This is a genomic window from Pseudomonas sp. TH06 (assembly GCF_016651305.1).
In the GTDB taxonomy this organism is placed as follows: Bacteria; Pseudomonadota; Gammaproteobacteria; order Pseudomonadales; family Pseudomonadaceae; genus Aquipseudomonas.
In genome coordinates this window covers 514,040-538,125 of sequence record NZ_JAEKEC010000003.1, presented here as the reverse complement: position 1 = coordinate 538,125, position 24,086 = coordinate 514,040, and the positions used below count along the sequence as shown (strand labels likewise).

Annotated in this window: 19 protein-coding genes; 14 read left to right on the top strand and 5 right to left on the bottom strand. The window is 59.0% G+C overall.

Annotation, left to right across the window (positions count from 1 at the left end; all coding sequences use genetic code 11):
* The first annotated feature begins 2 nt into the window (after positions 1–2).
* On the top strand, positions 3–1,193 hold the full coding sequence (gene prpF, locus JFT86_RS27170; protein ID WP_201239160.1) for a 2-methylaconitate cis-trans isomerase PrpF: 1,191 nt from the start codon (positions 3–5) through the stop codon (positions 1,191–1,193).
* Positions 1,194–1,372: 179 nt separating this feature from the next.
* Positions 1,373–2,857, top strand: coding sequence for a 2-methylcitrate dehydratase (prpD, locus tag JFT86_RS27165; protein ID WP_201239159.1), 1,485 nt, complete (start codon positions 1,373–1,375; stop codon positions 2,855–2,857).
* Between the two features lie 17 nt (positions 2,858–2,874).
* Here prpD and JFT86_RS27160 read toward each other — a convergent pair whose 3' ends face one another.
* A complete protein-coding gene (locus JFT86_RS27160) occupies positions 2,875–3,603 on the bottom strand; it encodes an alanyl-tRNA editing protein (protein WP_201239158.1) in 729 nt (242 codons plus the stop codon).
* Between the two features lie 50 nt (positions 3,604–3,653).
* Complete coding sequence (locus JFT86_RS27155; protein WP_201239157.1) at positions 3,654–4,577, bottom strand: EamA family transporter; 924 nt, start codon at positions 4,575–4,577, stop codon at positions 3,654–3,656.
* A gap of 90 nt (positions 4,578–4,667) precedes the next feature.
* Here JFT86_RS27155 and JFT86_RS27150 point away from each other — a divergent pair, with 90 nt between their 5' ends.
* Positions 4,668–6,077 (top strand): PLP-dependent aminotransferase family protein, encoded by a 1,410-nt coding sequence (locus JFT86_RS27150; protein ID WP_201239156.1) that lies wholly within the window; start codon positions 4,668–4,670, stop codon positions 6,075–6,077.
* A gap of 123 nt (positions 6,078–6,200) precedes the next feature.
* Here the strand turns inward: JFT86_RS27150 and JFT86_RS27145 are convergent, their stop codons facing one another.
* Positions 6,201–7,019: a pyruvate, water dikinase regulatory protein gene (locus tag JFT86_RS27145; protein ID WP_008076822.1), complete on the bottom strand. Its 819-nt coding sequence runs from the start codon at positions 7,017–7,019 to the stop codon at positions 6,201–6,203.
* Positions 7,020–7,193: 174 nt separating this feature from the next.
* On the opposite strand from JFT86_RS27145, the gene ppsA reads away from it, so the two are divergent.
* The 9 genes from ppsA to JFT86_RS27100 all read left to right on the top strand — a co-directional run bounded on the left by ppsA (position 7,194) and on the right by JFT86_RS27100 (position 16,544).
* Positions 7,194–9,569: a phosphoenolpyruvate synthase gene (ppsA, locus tag JFT86_RS27140; protein WP_201239155.1), complete on the top strand. Its 2,376-nt coding sequence runs from the start codon at positions 7,194–7,196 to the stop codon at positions 9,567–9,569.
* Between the two features lie 98 nt (positions 9,570–9,667).
* A complete protein-coding gene (locus JFT86_RS27135; RefSeq protein ID WP_201239154.1) occupies positions 9,668–10,657 on the top strand; it encodes an alpha/beta fold hydrolase in 990 nt (329 codons plus the stop codon).
* A gap of 226 nt (positions 10,658–10,883) precedes the next feature.
* Positions 10,884–11,375 (top strand): ribonuclease E activity regulator RraA, encoded by a 492-nt coding sequence (rraA, locus tag JFT86_RS27130; protein ID WP_201239153.1) that lies wholly within the window; start codon positions 10,884–10,886, stop codon positions 11,373–11,375.
* A 22-nt stretch (positions 11,376–11,397) separates the two neighbouring features.
* Entirely contained in the window at positions 11,398–12,393 is a 996-nt protein-coding gene (locus tag JFT86_RS27125) for a zinc transporter ZntB (protein ID WP_201239152.1), read from the top strand.
* A 63-nt stretch (positions 12,394–12,456) separates the two neighbouring features.
* The gene (locus JFT86_RS27120; protein ID WP_008076827.1) at positions 12,457–12,705 is read left to right on the top strand and encodes a hypothetical protein; all 249 of its coding nucleotides are present in this window, start codon (positions 12,457–12,459) and stop codon (positions 12,703–12,705) included.
* Positions 12,706–12,707: 2 nt separating this feature from the next.
* The gene (locus JFT86_RS27115) at positions 12,708–13,532 is read left to right on the top strand and encodes a mechanosensitive ion channel domain-containing protein (protein ID WP_007916401.1); all 825 of its coding nucleotides are present in this window, start codon (positions 12,708–12,710) and stop codon (positions 13,530–13,532) included.
* A 90-nt stretch (positions 13,533–13,622) separates the two neighbouring features.
* The gene (gene sigX, locus JFT86_RS27110) at positions 13,623–14,213 is read left to right on the top strand and encodes an RNA polymerase sigma factor SigX (protein ID WP_011333251.1); all 591 of its coding nucleotides are present in this window, start codon (positions 13,623–13,625) and stop codon (positions 14,211–14,213) included.
* Between the two features lie 107 nt (positions 14,214–14,320).
* Positions 14,321–15,355, top strand: coding sequence for an OmpA family protein (locus JFT86_RS27105; RefSeq protein WP_201239151.1), 1,035 nt, complete (start codon positions 14,321–14,323; stop codon positions 15,353–15,355).
* A gap of 166 nt (positions 15,356–15,521) precedes the next feature.
* Positions 15,522–16,544: a quinone-dependent dihydroorotate dehydrogenase gene (locus tag JFT86_RS27100; RefSeq protein WP_201239150.1), complete on the top strand. Its 1,023-nt coding sequence runs from the start codon at positions 15,522–15,524 to the stop codon at positions 16,542–16,544.
* Positions 16,545–16,860: 316 nt separating this feature from the next.
* Here JFT86_RS27100 and JFT86_RS27095 read toward each other — a convergent pair whose 3' ends face one another.
* Positions 16,861–17,076, bottom strand: a complete 216-nt coding sequence (locus JFT86_RS27095; RefSeq protein WP_003223300.1) for a ribosome modulation factor — start codon at positions 17,074–17,076, stop codon at positions 16,861–16,863.
* Positions 17,077–17,607: 531 nt separating this feature from the next.
* Between JFT86_RS27095 and rlmKL the strand changes: the two genes are divergently transcribed.
* On the top strand, positions 17,608–19,878 hold the full coding sequence (gene rlmKL, locus JFT86_RS27090; protein WP_201239149.1) for a bifunctional 23S rRNA (guanine(2069)-N(7))-methyltransferase RlmK/23S rRNA (guanine(2445)-N(2))-methyltransferase RlmL: 2,271 nt from the start codon (positions 17,608–17,610) through the stop codon (positions 19,876–19,878).
* A 145-nt stretch (positions 19,879–20,023) separates the two neighbouring features.
* Complete coding sequence (locus JFT86_RS27085) at positions 20,024–22,405, top strand: diguanylate cyclase (RefSeq protein ID WP_201239148.1); 2,382 nt, start codon at positions 20,024–20,026, stop codon at positions 22,403–22,405.
* A 119-nt stretch (positions 22,406–22,524) separates the two neighbouring features.
* On the opposite strand, the gene dacB is transcribed toward JFT86_RS27085, so the two are convergent.
* Positions 22,525–23,985, bottom strand: coding sequence for a D-alanyl-D-alanine carboxypeptidase/D-alanyl-D-alanine-endopeptidase (gene dacB / locus JFT86_RS27080; protein WP_201239147.1), 1,461 nt, complete (start codon positions 23,983–23,985; stop codon positions 22,525–22,527).
* Positions 23,986–24,086 lie beyond the last annotated feature (101 nt).

Below are 24,086 nucleotides of genomic sequence, written 5' to 3'. Positions count from 1 at the left end.
CCATGGCTCACGCACCACAGATAAAAATCCCCGCCACCTACATGCGCGGCGGCACCAGCAAAGGTGTGTTCTTCAGCCTCAAGGATCTGCCTGAAGCGGCGCAGATTCCCGGCCCGGCCCGTGACGCCTTGCTGTTGCGCGTGATTGGCAGCCCCGACCCGTACGACAAGCAGATCGACGGCATGGGCGGCGCCACTTCCAGCACCAGCAAAACCGTGATCCTGTCAAAGAGCATCAAGGCCGATCACGACGTCGATTACCTGTTCGGTCAGGTCTCCATCGACAAGCCTTTCGTCGACTGGAGCGGTAACTGCGGCAACCTCTCGGCAGCGGTCGGTTCGTTCGCCATCAGCAACGGTCTGGTCGACGTCAGCCGCATTCCGCACAACGGTGTGGCGGTGGTGCGCGTGTGGCAGGCGAACATCGGCAAGACCATTATCGCCCACGTGCCGATCACCAACGGCGAAGTGCAGGAAACCGGTGATTTCGAACTCGACGGCGTGACCTTTCCGGCCGCTGAAGTGCAAGTCGAATTCATCGACCCGGCGGCGGAAGAAGAGGGCGGCAGTGGCTCGATGTTCCCTACCGGCAACCTGATCGATGAGCTGGAAGTGCCGGGAGTCGGCACCTTCAAGGCAACCATGATCAATGCCGGGATCCCGACGATTTTCATCAACGCTGAAGACATCGGCTACACCGGCACCGAGCTGCAAAGCGCGATCAACAGTGATGCAAAAGCCTTGCAGATGTTCGAAACCATTCGTGCTTACGGCGCGCTGCGCATGGGTCTGATTACCAATCTGGACGAGGCGGCCAAGCGTCAGCACACACCCAAGGTTGCGTTCGTGGCCAAGCCTGCGGATTACGTGGCGTCGAGCGGTAAAGCGATTGTGGCGGATGACGTTGATCTGCTGGTGCGTGCGCTCTCGATGGGCAAGTTGCACCACGCGATGATGGGCACCGCGGCGGTGGCGATTGGTACCGCTGCGGCCATTTCCGGCACGCTGGTAAACCTCGCGGCGGGCGGCATCGAACGTAATGCCGTGCGCTTCGGTCATCCGTCCGGGACCTTGCGCGTCGGCGCCGAAGCCAGCCTGGAAAACGGCGAATGGGTGGTGAAAAAAGCCATCATGAGCCGCAGTGCACGGGTGCTGATGGAAGGCTACGTGCGCATCCCCGGAGATTGTTTCTGATCAACCAATAACCCCCTGTAGGAGCTGCCGAAGGCTGCGATCTGTTGATCTTTTTTTAGATCAAGATCAACAGATCGCAGCCTTCGGCAGCTCCTACAAGGGGATTGCATTTCAAAAATAAAAATTTGCCAGCCTGAACCGAGGTCCCATCAACGAACCACTTCAAGAGTGAATCGAACATGAGCGCCAACGTCGACCTGAACAACCGTCCCGACTACGACCAAGTCCTGCAGGACATCGCTGATTACGTCCTCAGCTACAAAGTCGAATCCAGCGAAGCCCTGAACACCGCCCGCAACTGCCTGATGGATACGTTGGGCTGTGGCCTGCTGGCGCTGCGTTTCCCCGAATGCACCAAACATCTCGGCCCTATCGTCGAGGGCACCGTCGTGCCGTTCGGCGCGCGAGTGCCGGGCACGTCGTATCGCCTTGATCCGGTCAAGGCTGCGTGGGACATTGGCTGCACCGTTCGTTGGCTCGACTACAACGACACCTGGCTCGCTGCCGAATGGGGGCATCCGTCGGATAACCTCGGCGGGATCCTTGCGGTAGCCGATCACTTGTCGCAAAAACGTCTGGCCAATGGCGAAGCAGCGCTGACCCTGCGCGAGGTGCTGGAAGCGATGATCATGGCCCATGAGATTCAGGGGGTGATCGCTCTGGAAAACTCCTTCAATCGTGTAGGCCTCGACCACGTCATTCTGGTGAAAGTCGCCTCGACCGCCGTCACCGCCAAACTCATGGGCGCCAATCGCGAGCAACTGCTGTCGGCGCTGTCCCATGCCTTCGCCGATGGCCAGGCGCTGCGCACTTATCGGCATGCGCCGAATGCCGGATCCCGGAAATCCTGGGCGGCGGGGGATGCGTCGAGTCGCGGCGTGCGTCTGGCCGACATCGCCATGCGCGGCGAGATGGGCATTCCCGGTGTGCTGAGTGCCAGGCAGTGGGGTTTCTACGATGTGTTGTTCAGCCATACCAACAACGATCTGGCGTTGAAACCCGAAGACAAGCGCGCCTTCAGTTTCTCGCGGCCATTCGGCAGTTACGTGATGGAAAACGTCCTGTTCAAAATCAGCTTCCCTGCCGAATTTCATGCGCAAACGGCCTGCGAAGCCGCCGTGACACTGCATCCACAAGTGCGCAACCGCCTGCACGAGATCGACAAAATCGTCATCACCACCCATGAATCGGCGATACGCATCATCTCCAAGGTCGGGCCGCTGGCCAACGCGGCTGACCGCGATCACTGCATCCAGTACATGACCGCTGTGCCGCTGGCCTTTGGCAATCTGGTGGCCGAGCAATACGAAGACGACTTCCACAAGGCGCATCCGATCATCGATGTGCTGCGCGAGAAAATGGTCATTGTCGAAGAGCCGCGCTTCACCCGTGAGTATCTGGAGGCCGATAAACGCTCGATTGCCAACGCCGTGCAGGTGTTTTTCAAAGACGGTTCAAGTACCGAGAACGTGGTGGTGGAGTACCCGATCGGTCATCGTCGACGCCGGGCCGAGGGAATCCCGTTGCTCGAAGACAAGTTCAAGGCAAACCTCGCCACGCGCTTCACCGGGCAGCGCTGCGCCGAGATCTTTGCGTTGTGCAAGGATCAGGCGCAGCTTGAAGCGACTCCGGTTAACCGCTTTGTCGACCTGTTCGTGATCTGAGGTCGGCACCCGTGCGGTCATTCAAATCGCAGGATCACCCGCCGGTTGGTCCTGCTTTTCTTCTCGATTTTTTCGCAAAACACCCGGCCGATTTCCCGGGTGTTTTGCACATGAGTACCGCCACAGGGCTGGATATCGATGCCAATGACCTCGACCATCCGCAGGTCGCCCTGGATCACTGGCGGATTCACGGTTTTGCTGCTGGTGCTTTCCAGCAGTGCAGGGTACTCCGAGGCCGGCATCGACAGGGTGCTGACCGGAATGGCCTGCTCAATCAGCGCGTTGAGTTCGCCAGTGATGCGCTCTTTGTCGAGGGTCATTTCCGGCAGGTCGAAATCCAGACGTCCCTTGTCAGCACTGATGCTGCACCCGGTCACTGGCGCATTGATGATCGAGCCCAGCAAGTGCAGGCACGTGTGCATCTTCATGTGTTGATAGCGCCGCTCCCAATCAAGGCTGGCATTGAGCAGGGCGCCCGTGCACAGATGCGGCGGGCATTGCTGCACCTGATGCCAGATGATCGATGGCAACAAGGGATCGCGCACTGTTCCCGTGACGTTGATCCGCGTGCCATCCGGCAGGCTGAAATACCCGCTATCTCCGGGTTGCCCGCCTCCGGTGGGGTAGAAAAGGGTGTGTTCGAGCACGACGGCTTGATCAACCACCGCGATGACCCGGGCACTGAAGTCGCGCTGGTAGGGTGCATTGTTAAACAGGCTGAGGGTTTCCATGGTGTGTACCGACATTTGAACCTCCAATGTTCAATGTGAGTCTTGCAGTGAATCCGCGAATTTTTTCAGCGTTTGACGGGCAGCTTGGTGATGGCAAAACCGGCGAGCAGGGTTGCCGAATAGAGCATCAGGTCCCGAGAGATTTCCGTGCCTTCGTACCAGGCGCCGATGATCACGGCGAACACCGGAAAGATGATGAAGACGAACGACAGAAGGACCGGACTCAAACGTTTGAGCAGGATGAAATAGACGATAAAGCCGCCGACCGACGCCACTAGCCCGAGGTAGAGCAGGGCGCCCCACGAGCGTGTGGTGATGGACGTGAATGCCGGGCTTTCGAAAACCAGGCCAACCACCAGCAGCATCAATCCGGCGATGCCGATGGGCAGTGTGTTGTAAGTGATCACGCTGATCGCGCTGCCATGCTTTTTGGTTACCACGTAGCACAGCGCATGCATGATCGCCGCGCTGAGAATCGCCAGCACACCGAGCCATTCCGCCTGATCCAGGTGCAAGCCCTGGCTGCGGATGATCATGAACAGACTGCCGAAGCCGATGGCGATGCCGAACATTTGCGCGGGGTGGATTTTCTCGCGCAGAAACACCGCGGAGAAAATCAGGATGAACACTGGCATGCCACTGAACAACAGCGCGGTCAGGCCCGAGGAGACGTGCATCTCGCCGTAGTTGAGCAGGTAGTACGGCAGGCTGAAGTACGACAACGTGACGAAGACGAAAAACCAGCGACTTTGCCGGGGAAACAGTAGCGGCTCCTTGCGTAATACGGCGAACCCCAGGAACAGCGGGAAGGCAATCAGAAAACGCAGGCCGGCGGCTGTCAGGGGCGGCACGCTTTCCACCGCAATCTTTATCCCCAGCCACGTGGTGCCCCAACTCAGACAGACGATGAGAAACAACAGGCTGGTGATGAACCCGCCGAGCCACGGCTTGCTGATGTTCAACGGTGTGCTGACGGCGGTCGACGACATGCTGGCTGCTCCGGACGGCAGGATTGACCTCGTCACTGAAAAGGTCTATCCCTGATTGAACCTGTTTTCAGTACGCTATTCGGGGCGAGAATGAGTGTCAAAGTAAGTATTGCCATGGTGTCAATCCTCCGCGACGGCCTCGCCCATGGCGTGGGCGTGAAGTACAAACGTCTCGCCGATGCGGTCGAAAAAGCCATCGGCGCCGCAGTCATCGAAGCCGGTAGCAAGCTGCCGCCGCACAGGCTGTTGGCTGACAGTCTGGGCGTCACCATCGGCACCATCAGTCGTGCTTACGGCGAGTTGGAACGAGTAGGGCTGGTAGTGGCGCGTGTAGGCGATGGCACTTATGTGCGCCAGCGCGGGATGGAACGCCCGCAAGACAAAGGCTTTCGCAATGTCAGCGATGAACCTCAAGCCTGCTTCGACATGAGTAGGAATCAGCCGATCCCCGGACAGGAAACAGCCTTGCTGAGTCAGGCGCTGCACGCCCTGGCCAGTAACCCGCATCGCTTGCAACAGTTGACGGGGTACACCGCAGAAGGTGGGTTGCCACGGCATCGCGCGGCGGGCGCTGAGTGGCTGCAGCACGGGGATTTTGTGCCGCACGCCGATCAAGTGCTGTGCGTCAACGGCGGACAGCATGGTCTGTTGTGTGCGTTGATGGGGTTGCTCAAGGCCGGCGATACCGTAGTCACCGAGCATTTGTCCTACCCCGGATTGATCAGCGTCGCCCGTCAGCTCGGGATAAAACTGATCGGTGCCGCGATGGATGACCAAGGGCTGTTGCCTTCGTCACTGCAGGACATCTGCCGTCAGCATCGCGTCTCGGCGCTTTATTGCACGCCGACGATCCAGAATCCTACGGCCGCAGTCATGTCAGCCTCACGGCGCGAGGCCATTGCCGAGATCTGCCGACAGCACAACCTGCTGGTGCTCGAAGACGAAGCCCATGCGGTACTCGCCCGTCAGCGCCCGCTGCCTCTGAGCTGTTACGCCCCGGAGCGTTCGGTGTTGATCGGCAGTTTGAGCAAGGCTGTTTCGGCAGGGTTGCGCGTCGGCTATCTGCATGCGCCGCAGGCCTTGATCGGGCGCCTCAGTTCGGCGATTCGCGGCACCTGCTGGATGGCCAACCCGTTGGCGATGGAAGTGGCGAGCCAGTGGATCGAAAACGGCATGGCCGAGCGTTTGCTGGACGAGCAGATCAACGAGATCACCCGGCGCAAGGCATTGGTCGCGGGTGAACTGGAGGGCTTGAGCTACAAGACGCACAGCCACAGTCCGCATTTCTGGGTGGAAGTGCCTGAGGAGTGGCGCGCATCGCAGATTGCCGCTGAGCTGAAAGAGCGTAACTACCTGGTTGCTACCGCCGAGGCGTTTGCGGTGGGGCATGCGGCGGTGCCGCAGTTCATTCGGGTGAGTGTTTGCAACTCGGTGGGGGATGACAGCTTGTTGCTGGCGGGGTTTGAGGCTTTAAACCGCGCACTGACAGAGACCGTGTGATCGTTCATCGCGAACAGGCTCACTCCTACAATGAATCTCTGTCGTACACATGATCTGTGTCCACTGGAGATCAACTGTAGGAGTGAGCCTGCTCGCGATGGCGTCAGATCAGGCGCCACAAAACTATTTGAAACGCCGCTCCACGCCTTTTTCCACCAGAATCTTCGCCGAAATCTCTTCCACCGAAAAATGCGTGGAGTTGATGTTCGGGATGTTCTCGCGGCGGAACAGGTTTTCCACTTCGCGCACTTCGAATTCGCACTGGGCGTAGCTTGAATAGCGGCTGTTGGGTTTGCGCTCGTTACGGATCGCGGTGAGACGATCCGGGTCGATGGTCAGGCCGAACAGCTTGTGCTGGTGGGCGCGCAGGGCGGCTGGCAGGGTCAGGCGCTCCATGTCGTCTTCGGTCAGCGGATAGTTGGCCGCACGAATACCGAATTGCATCGCCATGTACAGACACGTCGGCGTCTTACCACAACGCGACACGCCCACTAGTATCAGATCGGCCTTGTCGTAATAGTGCGTGCGCGCACCGTCGTCGTTGTCGAGGGCGAAGTTCACCGCCTCGATGCGCTCCATGTAATTGGAGTTGTGCCCGATCGAATGGGATTTGCCGACGGTGTAGGAAGAATGCTCGGTCAGTTCCTGCTCGAGCGGGGCGAGGAAGGTCGAGAAAATGTCGATCATGAAACCATTGGACGTTGCGAGAATCTCACGAATGTCCTGATTGACGATGGTGTCGAAGATGATCGGACGAAAGCCGTCGGTTTCAGCGGCTTTGTTGATTTGTTGTACCATGGCCCGCGCTTTTTCCACGCTGTCGATGTACGGTCGCGTGAATTTGCTGAAGGTAATGTTTTCGAACTGCGCCAAGAGGCTTTGACCCAGGGTTTCGGCGGTGATGCCGGTGCCATCGGAGATAAAGAAAGCAGATCGTTTCATTTGCACCTTGGGCCTTAAGCTAGTGACGATTCTTGGATATGATAGGCGCGATTTGTCGGCCGCGATTGGCCCGCATTCTCACTTATTTTCCAGGTCCAGGCCATACAACCGGCCAACGCTCCCCCGAGCAGCCGGTTTCTGAGCTTTTCCAACACAGTTAGTGGAGAGATCACCTTGGTAGAGTACGTAGTTTCCCTCGATAAGCTCGGCAAACACGATGTTGAGCATGTGGGGGGCAAGAACGCATCCCTGGGCGAGATGATCAGTAACCTGGCAGGCGCCGGTGTTTCGGTCCCCGGCGGCTTCGCCACGACGGCTCAGGCCTATCGTGATTTCCTCGAACTGAGCGGCCTCAACGACCAGATTCACCAGGCCCTCGACGCGCTCGACGTCGACGACGTCAACGCCCTGGCCAAGACCGGCGCACAGATCCGTCAATGGATCATGGAAGCCGAATTCCCGGAAAAACTGAATGCCGAGATCCGCACCGCGTTCGCCGCGCTGTCGGCCGGCAACCCTGACGTGGCCGTGGCCGTGCGTTCTTCCGCCACCGCCGAAGACCTGCCGGACGCATCCTTCGCCGGTCAGCAGGAAACCTTCCTGAACATCCGTGGTGTGGAAAACGTCATCCGCGCCGCCAAAGAGGTGTTCGCTTCGCTGTTCAACGACCGTGCGATTTCCTATCGCGTGCACCAGGGCTTCGACCACAAACTGGTCGCCCTGTCGGCTGGCGTGCAGCGCATGGTGCGTTCGGAAACCGGCACTGCCGGCGTCATGTTCACCCTCGACACCGAATCCGGTTTCCGTGACGTGGTGTTCATCACCGGCGCTTACGGCCTGGGCGAAACCGTCGTTCAAGGCGCGGTCAACCCGGACGAGTTCTACGTACACAAGGGCACGCTGGAGGCCGGTCGTCCGGCGATCCTGCGTCGCAACCTGGGCAGCAAAGCCATCAAGATGATCTACGGCGACGAGGCCAAGGCCGGTCGTTCGGTCAAGACCGTTGATGTCGACAAGGCTGAGCGCGCACGTTTCTGCCTGACCGACGCTGAAGTCAGCGAACTGGCCAAGCAGGCGATGATCATCGAGAAGCACTACGGCTGCCCGATGGACATCGAGTGGGCCAAGGACGGTGACGACGGCAAGCTGTACATCGTGCAGGCCCGTCCGGAAACCGTGAAAAGCCGCACCCAGGCCAACGTCATGGAACGTTACCTGTTGAAAGAAACCGGCACCGTGCTGGTTGAAGGTCGCGCCATCGGCCAGCGCATCGGCGCCGGTAAAGTGCGCATCATCAAAGACGTCTCCGAGATGGACAAAGTCCAGCCGGGCGACGTGCTGGTCTCCGACATGACCGACCCGGACTGGGAACCGGTGATGAAGCGCGCCAGCGCCATCGTTACCAACCGTGGCGGCCGTACTTGCCACGCGGCGATCATTGCCCGTGAGCTGGGCATTCCGGCAGTCGTCGGTTGCGGCAACGCCACCCAACTGCTGAAGGATGGCCAGGGCGTAACCGTTTCGTGCGCTGAAGGCGACACCGGTTACATCTTCGAAGGCGAACTGGGCTTCGACATCAAGAAGAACTCCGTCGACGCCATGCCGGAGCTGCCGTTCAAGATCATGATGAACGTCGGCAACCCGGACCGCGCTTTCGACTTCGCACAGCTGCCGAACGCCGGTGTGGGCCTGGCCCGTCTGGAGTTCATCATCAACCGCATGATCGGTGTGCACCCGAAAGCGCTGTTGAACTACGACGGTCTGCCGCAGGAAATCAAGGAAAGCGTCGACAAGCGCATCGCCGGTTACGACGATCCGGTTGGTTTCTATGTCGAGAAACTGGTTGAAGGCATCAGCACCCTCGCTGCAGCGTTCGCACCGAAGAAGGTCATCGTGCGCCTGTCGGACTTCAAGTCCAACGAATACGCCAACCTGATCGGCGGCAAGCTGTACGAGCCGGAAGAAGAAAACCCGATGCTGGGTTTCCGTGGCGCTTCGCGTTACATCAGCGAATCGTTCCGTGACTGCTTCGAACTCGAATGCCGCGCGCTGAAGCGTGTGCGCAACGAGATGGGCCTGACCAACGTCGAAATCATGGTGCCGTTCGTCCGTACTCTGGGCGAAGCCAGCCAAGTCGTCGATCTGCTCGCCGAAAACGGCCTGAAGCGCGGCGAGAACGGTCTGCGCGTGATCATGATGTGCGAACTGCCCTCCAACGCGATTCTGGCTGAAGAATTCCTCGAATTCTTCGACGGCTTCTCGATCGGTTCCAATGACCTGACTCAGCTGACCCTGGGCCTGGACCGCGATTCCGGTATCATCGCGCACCTGTTCGACGAGCGTAATCCGGCGGTGAAGAAGCTGTTGGCCAACGCGATTGCTGCGTGCAACAAGGCTGGCAAGTACATCGGTATCTGCGGTCAGGGTCCTTCGGACCATCCGGACCTGGCCAAGTGGCTGATGGAGCAGGGCATCGAAAGCGTGTCGCTGAACCCGGACACCGTGCTGGAAACCTGGTTCTTCCTGGCGGAAGGCCAAGCCCAGGCTTGATGAGTATGTAAGCGGCCCACTCCCCTTGTGGGAGCGGGCTTTGAGATTGAAGTAGGGCGGGCTCCTGTAGATGCCGCCCTTTTTTGTGCAAGAGCATTATGCAAAGCAGCAGCAACCTATTTCCTGTCGCCCTGATCAGCGCCGAACGGCGCGGCGATCTGAGCGAAGATGTTTATCGATTGAAGCCCGGCAACAGCCCGGACTGGTCCGTGGAGATCGCCGTCACCCGTTTGGGTATGGCTGATGACTCGGCGCCACGCGGTGTGCCGGTGATTCTGTTGCACGGCAGTTTTTCCAATCGGCGTTTCTGGTTTTCACCGAAAGGCCTGGGACTGGGCGCGTATTTGACGCGCCTGGGTTTCGATGTGTGGATTCCGGAAATGCGCGGCCACGGTCTGTCACAGCGCAACGAGGAATACCGGCGCAACCGCGTCGCTGATTACGCCCGTTACGATCTGCCGGCCATTGCCGCGTTCGTGCGTGAGCAGAGTGGACAAGTGCCGCACTGGATCGGCCATTCGCTGGGCGGCATCACGTTGGCGGCGGCGCTTGGTGGTGAATACCTCGGTGAGCCTGCCGTGGCCTCGGCGGCGTTTTTCGGCACGCAGGTCAGCCGTACTTATTGGCCGCTGAAAATCCCGCCGGTGGAGTGGAGCGGTCGCTTCATTCTCAAGCGCTTTGCGCAGCTGTCCGGCTCGCGCCTGAAACGTGGTCCGGAAGACGAGCCGATCGGGCTAGCCATCGAAAGCATGCGCTGGTATGGCCTGTTCGGCCGTTTCGGCGACAAGGACAAGGACTGGTGGGCCGGTCTTGCCGATGTGCAGATGCCGGTGCTGGCGGTGAGTGCGGTCGGGGATCATCAGGATCCGGCCTGGGCCTGTCGCAAACTCTTCGAGCAGATGGGTTCCGAGCACAAGCAGTTCGTCAATCTGGGGCGTGAACACGGTTTCAACGATAATTTCGGTCATGTCGAAATGTTGGTGAGCAAAGCGGCGCAGACTGAAGTGTGGCCGCTGGTGGCGCGCTGGTTGAACGATCAGCAGACGCCATTACTGGGCGAGAGGCCGGATCTGGCAGCGGCCGTTTGAGCCGCAGGCGCTGAAGAGGGCATTTCGTTCGGATCGGCTTGCGGCTAAGATATGACGCATTGTGCGGTTCTGGTCATATTTGGTGGCTTTTTAGCTATTACGTTTCAGGGTTTGTTCAGGTTCGTTCAGCGACCATGGGATGGACTAAGGTAAACAGCGACTGCCGGAACTCGTCTCTTCAGAGTGCGTCATCCTTGATCGTCTTCCTTATTGCAGGAGCTTTTCGATGAACCATTACCTTACGCCTGACCTGTGCGACGCCTATCCGGAGCTGGTGCAGGTGCTGGAACCGATGTTCAGCAATTTCGGCGGCCGTGATTCGTTCGGCGGCGAAATCGTGACCATCAAGTGCTTCGAAGACAACTCGCTGGTCAAGGAACAAGCGGAACTCAAGGGTAACGGCAAGGTGCTGGTGGTCGATGGCGGTGGTTCCCTGCGCCGTGCGCTGCTGGGCGACATGATCGCCGAGAAAGCCGCGAAAAACGGTTGGGAAGGGCTGGTGATCTACGGTTGCATCCGTGACGTCGATGTCATCGCGCAGACCGATCTGGGCGTGCAGGCGCTGGCCAGCCACCCGATGAAGACCGAGAAACGCGGTATCGGCGACCTCAACGTTCCTGTGACGTTTGCGGGCGTGACGTTTCACCCGGGCCACTTTATTTATGCGGACAACAACGGCGTGATTGTCTCGCCGAGTCCGCTGAAAATGCCTGAATAAGAATTTCGACAAAGGGATGCGGATGTTCGAGGAAGAAAACGCGCAATGGGGGCTGGTGCATGCCCTGGTGCTGGACGGTAAAGGCGGTGCGCGTTCGATAGCCCGGACTGAGCTCGACGATTTGCAGCTGCAGGCTCATGAAAGCCTCTGGCTGCATTGGGATCGCAGTCATCCGCAAACCCAGACCTGGTTGCGCAAATCCAGCGGGCTCAATGAATTCACCTGCGACCTGCTGCTGGAAGAGAACACTCGACCGCGCCTGTTGCCGCTGCCGGATTCCGAGCTGCTGCTGTTTCTGCGCGGGGTCAATCTCAATCCGGGTGCCGAGCCGGAAGACATGGTCTCGGTGCGGATTTTTGCTTCCGCGCAGCGGGTGATTTCTCTGCGTTTGCGTCCGTTGCGTGCCACCGATGAGTTGTTGGCGGAACTGGCGGACGGCAAAGGCCCGAAAACCTCGTCTGAGCTCATCCTTTATCTGGCGCAATTCCTCACCAACAAAGTGCAGGATCTGGTCACTTGCCTCTCGGAAATCGCCGATGAGGAAGAAGAAAAGATGGATGCCGACGAACGGTATACCCCGGAGCACGGCGCCATTTTGCACATCCGTCGAAGGGCTGCCGGACTCAAGCGTTTTCTCGCTCCGCAGCGAGACATTTTCGGTCAACTGACGCGGATCAAGATGCCGTGGTTTGTCGATGATGATGCTGATTACTGGAACGAATTGAACAACAGCCTGACCCGCTATCTCGAAGAGCTCGAATTGACCCGAGAGCGCGTGGGGCTTGTGCTGGAGGCCGAAGACCGGCGTTTGAGCGAGCGCATGAATCGCACGATGTACCGCTTCGGGATCATCACCTGCATTTTTTTACCGATGAGTTTCATCACCGGTCTGTTGGGCATCAACGTTGGCGGAATTCCATTCTCCAGCAGCCCTTATGGTTTCCTGATCGCCTGTTTGACGGTGCTCGCCCTGGCCTTCGGTCAGTGGTGGTTATTCCGTCGTTTGCGCTGGGTATGAAGATGGCACATGTGACCCGGCCAAATTTGCCCGCGTCTTTCACAGACATCACGAGAGGTGCGTATGCACGATCCGTTTGAACAGTCTTTACGCGACATGCTCAACGCTTCGCCGTCCAGCCGCGACGACGATGCGTGCCTGGGCCGTGTGCTCAAAACCGCCAACCGCCAGGTCGGCGCTGGCGATCTGTTCAGCCTGCTGGGCCGCTGGTTGCCCGCGCTGATGATCGCCCTTAACAACGGATCGGCCCATGTCTCGCCGGTCTCCCGTCTTCGTAAACCTACCGCTCGCACTGCTGATAAGGCTGATTGAATATGGAACTTGATCTCTGGACTCAGAGCCTCGTCACTGCAATGACTGCGTTGTGGACCAAAGTCGCCAACTTCATCCCGAACCTGTTCGGCGCACTGGTTGTGCTGCTGTTGGGTTTCGTCGTGGCCAAGCTGCTCGATACCTTGTTGTCCAAGTTGCTCGCCAAGCTGGGCCTCGATCGTCTGATGGGCGGCACCGGGCTGACCAAATTGATGTCGCGTGCGGGGTTGCAAGTACCGATCTCGACCCTGATCGGCAAGATCGTCTATTGGTTCGTTCTGCTGATTTTCCTTGTTTCTGCAGCAGAGTCCCTTGGCCTTGAGCGAGTTTCAGCTACGCTGGATATGCTGGCGTTGTATTTGCCGAAAGTATTCGGCGCCGCGCTGGTGTTGCTGGTAGGTGTTTTGCTCGCTCAACTGGCCAATGGTCTGGTGCGCGGGGCGGCAGAAGGCGTAGGCCTGGACTACGCTTCGGGATTGGGGCGAATTGCACAAGGGCTGGTGATCATCATCAGTATCTCGGTCGCGATCAGTCAGCTTGAGGTCAAGACTGACCTGCTGAACCATGTGATCGTCATCGTATTGATTACCGTTGGTCTGGCGGTTGCGCTGGCCATGGGGTTGGGAAGCCGGGAAATTGCCGGTCAGATTCTTGCGGGAATCTATGTGCGTGAGTTGTACCAGGTTGGGCAACAAGTGCGTGTTGGCGAGGTCGAAGGCCAGATCGAAGAGATCGGCACGGTTAAAACCACATTGCTGACCGATGAGGGTGAGCTAGTCTCTCTTTCCAATCGGATCCTGCTGGAACAGCATGTGAGTAGCCGCTAACCCGGCAAACCCTGCTAATGTATGCCGCCGCAAAATGCCAGCTGAGGCTGGTTGCGGTGGACATTGACCTGACTGTCGGCACGACTTGTTTTGAATAAAGCCCAAACGCTATCCACGCGCTACGACCCCCGCGAACTCTCTGATGAGGAGTTGGTCGCGCGCTCGCATACCGAGCTTTTTCACGTAACGCGCGCTTATGAAGAACTGATGCGGCGTTACCAGCGAACATTATTTAACGTTTGTGCGAGATATCTTGGGAACGATCGCGACGCAGACGATGTCTGTCAGGAAGTCATGTTGAAGGTGCTGTACGGCCTGAAGAACTTCGAGGGCAAATCGAAGTTCAAGACATGGCTATACAGCATCACGTACAACGAATGTATTACGCAGTATCGGAAGGAACGGCGAAAGCGTCGCTTGATGGACGCATTGAGTCTTGACCCCCTTGAGGAAGCGTCCGAAGAAAAGGCGCCAAAACCCGAGGAGAAGGGCGGGCTTGATCGCTGGCTGGTGTATGTGAACCCGATTGACCGCGAAATTCTGGTGCTACGATTTGTCGCAGAGCTGGAATTTCAGGAGATCGCAGACATCATGCACATGGGTTTGAGTGCGACAAAAATGCGTTACAAACGTGCTCTAGATAAATTGCGTGAGAAATTTGCAGGCATTGCTGAAACTTAGTTCGGCGCAAATATCTCTTACGTGTAGGCAAGTTCTGATAGACTTGCCGCCGAGTTGTCCCCCGGTTTGCGGGACTGCTTCACAATCACCAGATGGGGATTTAACGGATGAAACTGAAAAACACCTTGGGCTTGGCCATTGGTTCTCTGATTGCCGCCACTTCGTTCGGCGCTCTGGCACAAGGCCAAGGCGCAGTTGAAATCGAAGGCTTCGCAAAGAAAGAACAATTCGACAGCGCTCGTAACTTCAAAAACAACGGCAACCTGTTCGGTGCCTCTGTCGGTTACTTCGTAACTGACGACGTTGAACTGCGTCTGGGCTACGACGAAGTGCACAACGTGCGTTCTGACGACGGCCGTAACATCAAGGGCGCCAACACCGCTCTGGACGCTCTGTACCACTTCAACAACCCAGGCGACATGCTGCGTCCGTACGTATCGGCTGGTTTCTCCGATCAGAGCATCGGTCAGAACGGTTCCGGCGGTCGTGACCGTTCCACCTTCGCCAACCTGGGCGCTGGTGCCAAACTGTACTTCACTGACAACTTCTACGCCCGTGCCGGCGTTGAAGCTCAGTACAACATCGACCAGGGCGACACCGAGTGGGCTCCTACCGTCGGTATCGGTGTGAACTTCGGTGGCGGCTCCAAGCCTGCTGCTGCTCCAGTTCCAGCACCAGCTGAAGTCTGCTCCGACAGCGACAACGATGGCGTTTGCGACAACGTTGACAAGTGCCCAGACACCCCAGCCAACGTAACTGTTGACGCTGATGGCTGCCCGGCAGTTGCTGAAGTTGTTCGTGTTGAGCTGGACGTTAAGTTCGACTTCGACAAGTCGGTTGTGAAGCCAAACAGCTACGGCGACATCAAGAACCTGGCTGACTTCATGAAGCAGTACCCATCCACCACCACTACTGTTGAAGGTCACACTGACTCCGTCGGTCCTGACGCTTACAACCAGAAACTGTCTGAGCGTCGTGCAAACGCCGTTAAGCAAGTTCTGACCAACCAGTACGGTGTTGAATCGTCCCGCGTTCAGTCGATCGGCTACGGCGAATCCCGCCCAGTTGCTGACAACAAAACTGAAGCTGGCCGCGCTGTAAACCGTCGCGTAGAAGCGCAGGTTGAAGCTCAAGGTAAGTAATTACCCGCCGCTCTGAGAAAAGCCCGGCTTAGGCCGGGCTTTTCTTTGCCTGCGATTTGGTAAATGGACATTCGGTTTTGCGTCGATTTACGCGTGCGCCTCGCGCCGCAGGCCCATGCCCGGCTATAATCGCCGCCTCTTTTCGCCGCCCGAGTCATTGCCGCCCATGTACACCCTGGCCCGTCAGCTGTTGTTCAAACTTTCCCCGGAAACCTCCCACGATCTGTCGCTGGATCTGATCGGCGCGGGTGGGCGTTTGGGCTTAAACGGCTTGTTGTGCAAGGCACCGGCAAAAATGCCGGTCACCGTCATGGGCCTGGAGTTTCCTAATCCGGTGGGTCTGGCGGCGGGTCTGGACAAGAATGGTGCGGCCATCGACGGCTTCGCGCAGCTGGGTTTCGGTTTTGTCGAAATCGGCACCGTGACCCCGCGTCCGCAGCCAGGCAACCCGAAACCACGGATTTTCCGCCTGCCGGAAGCCGAGGCGATCATCAACCGCATGGGCTTCAACAACCTCGGTGTGGATAACCTGCTGGCGCGGGTGGCAGCGGCAAAATACCAAGGCGTGCTGGGTATCAACATCGGCAAGAACTTCGATACCCCGGTCGAGCGTGCGGTGGACGACTACCTGATCTGCCTGGACAAGGTCTACGCCCACGCCAGTTACATCACGGTCAACGTCAGCTCGCCGAACACCCCGGGTCTGCGCAGTCTGCAGTTCGGCGATTCGCTCAAGCAGTTGCTGGCGGACCTGGCCACGCGCCGCGCCGAACTGGCGCTGCGTCACGGCAAGCATGTGCCGCTGGCGATCAAGATCGCTCCGGACATGACCGACGAAGAAACCGCGCAAGTCGCCCAGGCGTTGCTCGAAACCGGGATGGACGCGGTGATCGCCACCAATACCACGCTGAGCCGGGTGGGCGTTGAAGGCATGGAGCATGGCGACGAGGCGGGCGGTCTGTCCGGCGCTCCGGTGCGTGAGAAGAGCACGAATACTGTGAAAGTGCTGGCGGGTGAGCTGGGCGGTCGTTTGCCGATCATCGCCGCTGGCGGCATAACTGAAGGCAAGCACGCGGCCGAGAAAATCCTCGCCGGTGCCAGCCTGGTGCAGATCTACTCTGGCTTCATCTACAAAGGCCCGGCGCTGATCCGCGAATCGGTAGACGCCATCGCCGCACTGCGCAAGTAACTGTGAGGGGATTTGTGGCGAGGGGATTTATCCCCGTTCGGCTGCGCAGCAGTCGTGAAGTCAGAACCTTCAATTGACCTGGCACACCGAGGCGGATGGTTTTGGGGCTGCTTCGCTGCCCAACGGGGATAAATCCCCTCGCCACAGGATCCGGTAATCTCTGAAGCCCTTTCGCCACAAGGATTATTTTGCGGCTGAACAGGCATAAAAAAGGGCTCCTCGAAGGAGCCCCTGGGCCGCAGCCCGCCGTCCGGGAAGGACGTGCATGGTAAGTCGTTACAAATTCAGATTGTCGTGTCGGAATAAATGCCCTGTGTCAGCCGACGGCGTGAAGTTCGTTGAGTCTGTGGATTCCCGCAGTGCCGGTCATACCGTCCCAGTTGTCGCCGCGTCCTTCTCGCCAGCCGTTGATCCAGGCTTGGCGTACCGACGGTAGAGTAAATGGGCAAAGCTCACGGGATTTGCCACCAACGCCATATTGATATCCGCGCAAAAATGCTCTTTCCAACGGATCACGCTTAAGTCTTCTCATAGGGTGTTTCCCTCACTTGTTGACTGTTTGTGTCGCGTTGACCTCAACCGAGGTCTGGCAGAAAAACTCTGCCGTGGGGCGGCTCGCTGCCGGCGTGGCGAGCCAAGGTGTTGACGCCGTTGCGACGTCAACCTGTGTTCAGTTCTAACCAATGAGTCACACCGAGGGAATGATCGTTTTGTCATAAGGACGTAACGAAAATAGTGCTACAGCCATAAGTAACCGAGGGTTTCATGAATGTTTTTTCAGCAAACCCCGGTATGATCGGCCCCGCGCACGATGATGGGCTTAATTCTTTAGTGAGAATGACCCACGTTTAGCGTCAGGTACTATTCGACGAAGGGTCGATTTAAGTCTTTTTGTTGCACCAACTTTTTTCTCTGTCCTTGCATCTAAGCTCTTTTAACCCGAGCAGCGGGGATGGAATGGCACACCTTCGTGCCACGCGGGCGTTCTTGTAGAAAAGCGCCTGATTGAAAACCGGATCGGCAATGCGTTGCCGATTCACTAGCCAAAGGCTCTGGAAATACCATGTCCGACCGTTTCGAACTCTTCCTCACTTGCCCCAAAGGCCTTGAAGGCCTGCTCATCGAGGAAGCCGTCGGGCTTGGCCTTGAAGAAGCCCGCGAGCACACTTCCGCCGTGCGTGGCATGGCGACCATGGAAACCGCTTATCGCCTGTGCTTGTGGTCGCGTCTGGCCAACCGTGTGTTGCTGGTGCTCAAGCGTTTCCCGATGAAGGACGCCGAAGACCTGTACCACGGCGTGCTTGACGTCGAATGGCAAGACCACATGCTCAGCGATGGCACTCTGGCCGTCGAATTCAGCGGCCATGGCTCGGGCATCGACAACACCCACTTCGGCGCCTTGAAGGTCAAGGATGCCATCGTCGACAAACTGCGCACCCCGCAGGGCGATCGCCCAAGCATCGACAAGCTCAATCCGGACCTGCGCATTCACCTGCGTCTGGATCGCGGCGAAGCGATTCTGTCCCTCGACCTCTCCGGCCACAGCCTGCACCAGCGCGGCTATCGCTTGCAGCAGGGCGCGGCACCGCTGAAGGAAAACCTCGCGGCAGCCATTCTTATCCGCTCCGGCTGGCCGCGCATTGCGGCTGAAGGCGGCGCGCTGGCTGACCCGATGTGCGGTGTTGGTACGTTCCTCGTCGAAGCGGGCATGATTGCCGCCGACATGGCGCCGAACCTGCGTCGCGAGCAGTGGGGTTTCACCGCATGGCTCGGTCACGTACCGGCCCTGTGGAAGAAACTTCACGAAGAGGCTTCCCAGCGCGCCGCTGCCGGTCTGGCCAAGCCGCCGCTGTGGATTCGTGGTTACGAAGCTGACCCTCGTCTGATTCAGCCTGGCCGCAACAACGTTGAACGTGCCGGACTGAGCGAGTGGATCAAGATCTACCAGGGCGAAGTCGCGACGTTCGAGCCGCGTCCGGACCAGAACCAGAAAGGTCTGGTGATCTGCAACCCTCCGTACGGCGAGCGTCTGGGTGATGAAGCCAGCCTGTTGTACCTCTACCAGAACCTTGGTGAGCGCCTGCGTCAGGCCTGCCTGAACTGGGAAGCAGCGGTATTCACTGGCGCGCCGGATCTGGGCAAGCGCATGGGTATCCGCAGCCACAAACAGTATTCGTTCTGGAACGGCGCGCTGCCGTGCAAGCTGTTGTTGATCAAAGTGCTGCCGGATCAGTTCGTCACTGGCGAGCGTCGTACTCCGGAGCAGCGTCAGGCTGAGCGTGAGCAAGCGGCTTACGATCAGACTCCGGACGAGCCGCAAGAGCGCAAGTTCAACAAGAACGGCAACCCGATCAAACCGACGCCAGCCCCGGCACCAGTGATCGAGCAGCCGCGCTTGAGCGAAGGCGGGCAGATGTTTGCCAACCGTCTGCAAAAGAACCTCAAGGCCATGGGCAAGTGGGTCAAGCGCGAAGGTATCGATTGCTACCGCGTCTACGATGCCGACATGCCGGAATACGCCATGGCGATCGACCTGTACCACGATTGGGTGCACGTCCAGGAATACGCCGCGCCGAAGTCCATCGACCCGGAAAAAGCCTCGGCGCGAATGTTTGACGCACTGGCGGCGATTCCGCAGGCGTTGAACGTCGACAAGAGCCGCGTGGTGGTCAAGCGTCGTGAGCGCCAGAGCGGCACCAAGCAGTACGAGCGTCAGGCCGCGCAAGGCAAGTTCAACGAAGTCAGCGAGGGCGGCGTGAAACTGCTGGTCAACCTCACCGACTACCTCGACACCGGCCTGTTCCTCGACCACCGTCCGATGCGCATGCGCATTCAGAAAGAGGCGGCGGGCAAACGCTTCCTCAATCTGTTCTGCTACACCGCGACGGCCAGTGTGCACGCGGCCAAGGGCGGCGCGCGCAGCACCACCAGCGTCGACCTGTCGAAAACCTACCTCGATTGGGCCCGACGTAACTTGTCGCTGAACGGTTTCTCCGACAAGAACCGTCTGGAGCAGGGCGACGTGATGGCGTGGCTGGAGAGCAGTCGTGACGAATACGACCTGATCTTCATCGATCCGCCGACCTTCTCCAACTCCAAGCGCATGGAAGGCATCTTCGACGTGCAGCGTGATCAGGTGCAGTTGATCGACCTGGCCATGGCCCGTCTGGCAGCCGGTGGGGTGCTGTACTTCTCCAACAACTTCCGCAAGTTCCACTTGGAAGAGAACCTCGCCGAGCGTTATGCGGTTGAGGAAATCAGCGCGCAGACCATCGATCCGGATTTCGCGCGCAACACCAAGATCCACCGCGCCTGGAAAATCACGGCTCGTTGACACTTGCCCGGGTTGGATCCACAGAGCCTTGATTTTGAAAGGCTCTTGGATCCGATCAGCGCTAGCCAAATTAATGGCTAATAGCTATAACTCACTCATGGCCAATGGGGGTATCCCCGAAATGTTGCTGTGGTGAGTTGCCCTTATGTCGTTGCACCCCGTGCGCCCGAAGATCCTGGGTTTTATCAGCGAAGAAGTCTCGGCCTGGCTGGTCGCGATGCTGGTATTGCTCGCCGGCGGGATTCTCACGGGGCTGCTCGCCTGGGCCACCCTCAATCAATTTCAGCAACAATTGCGTCAGCGTTTTCAACTGCTGGCCAATGAACGCTACAGCCGCATCGAAGAACGCTTTCAGGATCAGGAGCAACGCCTCGACGGCTTGCGCCGTTTCTTCGCCAACTCCGAATCGGTGTCCCGCGCTGAATTCGACGGTTATACCCACCCTTTATTGCTGCGTACCCAGGCCTATTCGTTTGCGCTGCGGGTCAGTGCTGCCGAGCGCGACGCTTTTGAGCAGCGCGTGCGCGAGGAGGGGCTGAGCACCTTTACCATTCGTGAACTCAATGCGCAGGGCGAGCTGCAACTGGCCGGCGTGCGTGATGAATACGTGCCCGTGCTGTTCAGCCAGACACAAAGTCGCCTCGGCTCGCCTTTGGGCTATGACTTGCTGGCCCAACCGCTGCGTCGGGACACGCTTCAGCGCGCTGACAAGCGCGGTGGTCTGGCGGTGTCGCAACCGATGCATCTGGTGAGTATCGAGCCGTCCTACGCACGTGGAGTGCTTTTGGTTGCTCCGGTGATGCGGGGTGGCCAGCAGAAGCCGTTCGGCTATGTGATGGCGGTGATCAGCATGCGTCAGTTGCTGGCCGATGGCTTGCCGGATGCATTTCATGACTACCTGTCAGTGCGCATTCTCGATTTGTCGACCAATGATCAGCACGAGGTCTTGTTCGAATCCAGCAATGAGCCAGCGCTGAGTGATCTGGCGGCGACGCGGCTGGTGCGCATGGCCGATCATGACTACCAGGTCGATATCGCGCCCAGCGAAGCCTTCATGCAAGCCAATCACTCGTCGGTCGGCAGCGTGATCATTCTCGGCGGCTTGCTGAGTCTGCTGCTCAGCGCGTTGCTCTATGTGCTGGTCAGCCAACGCCAGCGCGCCTTGCGCCTGGTCGAGTTGCGCACGCAGGAGCTGCACGAGCGTGAGCAGGAATTGCGCGGTACCCACGGTCAATTGCGCGGGGTGCTGAACGCCGCGACTCAAGTCGCGATCATCGCCACCGATTTGCGCGGGGTAATCAATACCTTCAATCCCGGCGCCGAACAGATGCTCGGCTACAGCAGCGCCGATGTCGTTGGCCACATGACCCTGGAAAATCTGCACCTGCCACGGGAGTTGACGACACGCTCCGCAGAGTTGAGTGCGCGCTACGGCAAGAGCATCCCGACCTGCCACGCGATGCTGGTCGAGGGCGGGGAAGTCGGTGGTCACGAAGCGCGCGAATGGACGCTGGTGCGCAGTGATGGCAGCCATCTTCCGGTGAACATGCTCGCCACCCCGGTCCTTGATGAGCAGGGCCTGTGGGTCGGGCATCTGGCGATATGCATCGACATCACCGAGCGCAAGCGCGTCCACGAGGCCCTGGCGGCGCGGGATGTGCTGCTGAAGAAACTCAGCGCTCACGTGCCCGGCGGCATTTACCAGTTCAAGATGGAATTCGACGGGCGCTTCAGCGTGATCTACGCCAGCGACGGCATCCGCGAGATCTACGAGCTGGAGCCGGACGTGCTGTTGCTCAACGCCGAAGCGATCTTTACCCGTATTCATCCGCAGGACATCACCCGCGTGCGCACCTCGATTCGGGCGTCGGCCGACAACCTCAGCCCGTGGCGCGAGGAATACCGCGTGCAATTGCCCGAGCGCGGTCTGCGCTGGGTGCGCGGCGAGGCGACGCCGGAGGAACTGCCCGGCGGCGGCGTGCTGTGGCATGGCTATATTTCGGATATTTCCGATCTGAAGCGCGTCGAGGAAGAACTGCGCGCGCTGTCAGTCACCGATTCGCTGACCGGGATTCATAACCGTCGCTACTTTCAGGAGCGCCTGACCACGGAAATGGCCCGGGTCGAACGGGGTGGCGGCGAGTTGTCGGTGATCATGCTCGACATCGACCACTTCAAACGCATCAACGACCAGTACGGCCATGCTGTGGGCGACCGGGTGCTGCAAGCAGTGTGCGAGCGCATTGGCCATCGTCTGCGGCGTACCGATGTGTTCTGTCGTCTGGGCGGCGAGGAATTCATGGTGTTGTGCCCGGACATCGACGGCGAGCATGCGCACATGCTGGCGGTGGAATTGTGGCAAGGGCTGCGCGGTGCGCCGGTGGATGTGGTCGGCGTGGTCACTGCGAGTTTCGGCATCGCCAGTTGGCGACCGGGGGAGGGCGCGGATTCACTGCTGCTGCGCGCGGACTCGGGCGTGTACGCGGCCAAACAGGGCGGGCGGGATCGGGTTGAACAGATGAGCTAAACCGCGACGCTATTCCCCCTGTAGGAGTGAGCCTGCTCGCGATTGCGGTGTGTCAGTCAAATTGATTCATCTGAACTGACGCAATCGCGAGCAGGCTCACTCCTACAGGGTAGCGGTGATCAGAGGACCGAAGCGGTTTGTGCTGTCTTCGGCTGTTTGTAGAGATCCAGTAGCACCTGATCCAGCACCGACGACGCACCAAACGGTGCCTTGTCATTGAGGATCGCCACCACCGCCCAGGTATTGCCGTTGACGTCGCGGCTGAAGCCGGCAATCGCGCGCACGGTGTTCAGGGTGCCGGTCTTGACGTGGGCTTCGCCGCGCATCGCGGTGGTCTTCAGGCGTTTACGCATGGTGCCGTCGGTGCCGGCAATCGGCAGCGAGCTGATGTATTCGGCGGCGTACGGACTGTGCCAGGCGGCTTGCAGCATGGCTGCCATCTCACGGGCGCTGACGCGTTCGGCACGGGACAGGCCGGAGCCATTCTCCATCACCAGATGCGGCGCGGTAATGCCTTTCCTTGCCAGCCACTGACGCACTACGCGTTGGGCTGCCTTGGCGTCGTCACCGTCGGCGTCGTTGCGGAATTTTTGCCCGAGGCTCAGGAACAGCTGCTGGGCCATGGTGTTGTTACTGTATTTGTTGATGTCGCGGATGATCTCGGCCAGATCCGGCGAGTAGGCGCGCGCCAGCAGTTTGGCGTTATTCGGCGTCGAGGCAAGACGATCCTTGCCCTGAATGCTGCCACCCAGTTCTTTCCAGATCGCCCGAACGGCGCCTGCGGTGTAGGTCGCGTGGTCGAGCAGCGACAGGTACGTCTGCGAGCTGCAACCGTCGCCCAACTGACCAGCAACTGTCACGGTCACGCTGCCATCGGCCTGCGGCACGGGGTTGTAGCGCACGCCGCCGGCGCATTGCTTGGAGTTGACGGCTTTGACGGTGTTTTCGATGTGGATGCTGGCAATCGGCGGCTCTACCGAGATCAGCACGCGGCCGCCGTCATTGCGAGCAACAAAGCGCAGGGCCTTGAGGTTGACCAGCAGCGCGTCCGGTTTGACCAGGAACGGTTTGTTCTCGTCATTGCCGTCATCGTTGAACTCGGGCAGTTGCGGTTGCACGAAGAAGTTGCGGTCCAGCACCAGATCACCGGTGATCTGGGTCACGCCGTTGGCGCGCAGGTCGCGCATCAGCAGCCAGAGTTTTTCCATGTTCAGCTTCGGATCGCCGCCACCCTTGAGGTAGAGGTTGCCGTTGAGGATGCCGCCGCTCAGGTCGCCATCGGTGTAGAACTCGGTTTTCCACTGATGATTGGGGCCGAGCATCTCCAGCGCCGCGTAGGTGGTGACCAGTTTCATGGTCGATGCCGGGTTGACCGACACGTCGGCGTTGAACACGGTCGGCGTGCCCGGGCCGTCAAGCGGCACCATCACCAGCGACAGGGCGCTGGGCTGTAATTTGCTCGCCTTGAGGGCTTTTTCGACGTTGGGGGTCAGGGACGTATTGATGGTGGCAGCAGAAACAGGCAGGGCCAGCGGCAGAAGAAGGCCGGCGAGAAGCAGAGGACGCAACGATTTGATCATATGAAATAAAACCCTACAGTCGAGGGGAAAATAACGAGGACATGGATGAAAAAGCCCTCAGCGGTCATGAAAGTGTCGGCATTATGCCCCAAGGTGTTACA

Bases quoted from the DNA above. Each gene is read 5' to 3' on its own strand.
- prpF (WP_201239160.1), top strand. From the start codon at position 3: ATGGCTCACGCACCACAGATAAAAATCCCCGCCACCTACATGCGCGGC.
- prpD (WP_201239159.1), top strand. From the start codon at position 1,373: ATGAGCGCCAACGTCGACCTGAACAACCGTCCCGACTACGACCAAGTC.
- JFT86_RS27160 (WP_201239158.1), bottom strand. From the start codon at position 3,603: ATGTCGGTACACACCATGGAAACCCTCAGCCTGTTTAACAATGCACCC.
- JFT86_RS27155 (WP_201239157.1), bottom strand. From the start codon at position 4,577: ATGTCGTCGACCGCCGTCAGCACACCGTTGAACATCAGCAAGCCGTGG.
- JFT86_RS27150 (WP_201239156.1), top strand. From the start codon at position 4,668: ATGAGTGTCAAAGTAAGTATTGCCATGGTGTCAATCCTCCGCGACGGC.
- JFT86_RS27145 (WP_008076822.1), bottom strand. From the start codon at position 7,019: ATGAAACGATCTGCTTTCTTTATCTCCGATGGCACCGGCATCACCGCC.
- JFT86_RS27135 (WP_201239154.1), top strand. From the start codon at position 9,668: ATGCAAAGCAGCAGCAACCTATTTCCTGTCGCCCTGATCAGCGCCGAA.
- rraA (WP_201239153.1), top strand. From the start codon at position 10,884: ATGAACCATTACCTTACGCCTGACCTGTGCGACGCCTATCCGGAGCTG.
- JFT86_RS27125 (WP_201239152.1), top strand. From the start codon at position 11,398: ATGTTCGAGGAAGAAAACGCGCAATGGGGGCTGGTGCATGCCCTGGTG.
- JFT86_RS27120 (WP_008076827.1), top strand. From the start codon at position 12,457: ATGCACGATCCGTTTGAACAGTCTTTACGCGACATGCTCAACGCTTCG.
- JFT86_RS27115 (WP_007916401.1), top strand. From the start codon at position 12,708: ATGGAACTTGATCTCTGGACTCAGAGCCTCGTCACTGCAATGACTGCG.
- JFT86_RS27105 (WP_201239151.1), top strand. From the start codon at position 14,321: ATGAAACTGAAAAACACCTTGGGCTTGGCCATTGGTTCTCTGATTGCC.
- JFT86_RS27100 (WP_201239150.1), top strand. From the start codon at position 15,522: ATGTACACCCTGGCCCGTCAGCTGTTGTTCAAACTTTCCCCGGAAACC.
- JFT86_RS27095 (WP_003223300.1), bottom strand. From the start codon at position 17,076: ATGAGAAGACTTAAGCGTGATCCGTTGGAAAGAGCATTTTTGCGCGGA.
- rlmKL (WP_201239149.1), top strand. From the start codon at position 17,608: ATGTCCGACCGTTTCGAACTCTTCCTCACTTGCCCCAAAGGCCTTGAA.
- JFT86_RS27085 (WP_201239148.1), top strand. From the start codon at position 20,024: ATGTCGTTGCACCCCGTGCGCCCGAAGATCCTGGGTTTTATCAGCGAA.
- dacB (WP_201239147.1), bottom strand. From the start codon at position 23,985: ATGATCAAATCGTTGCGTCCTCTGCTTCTCGCCGGCCTTCTTCTGCCG.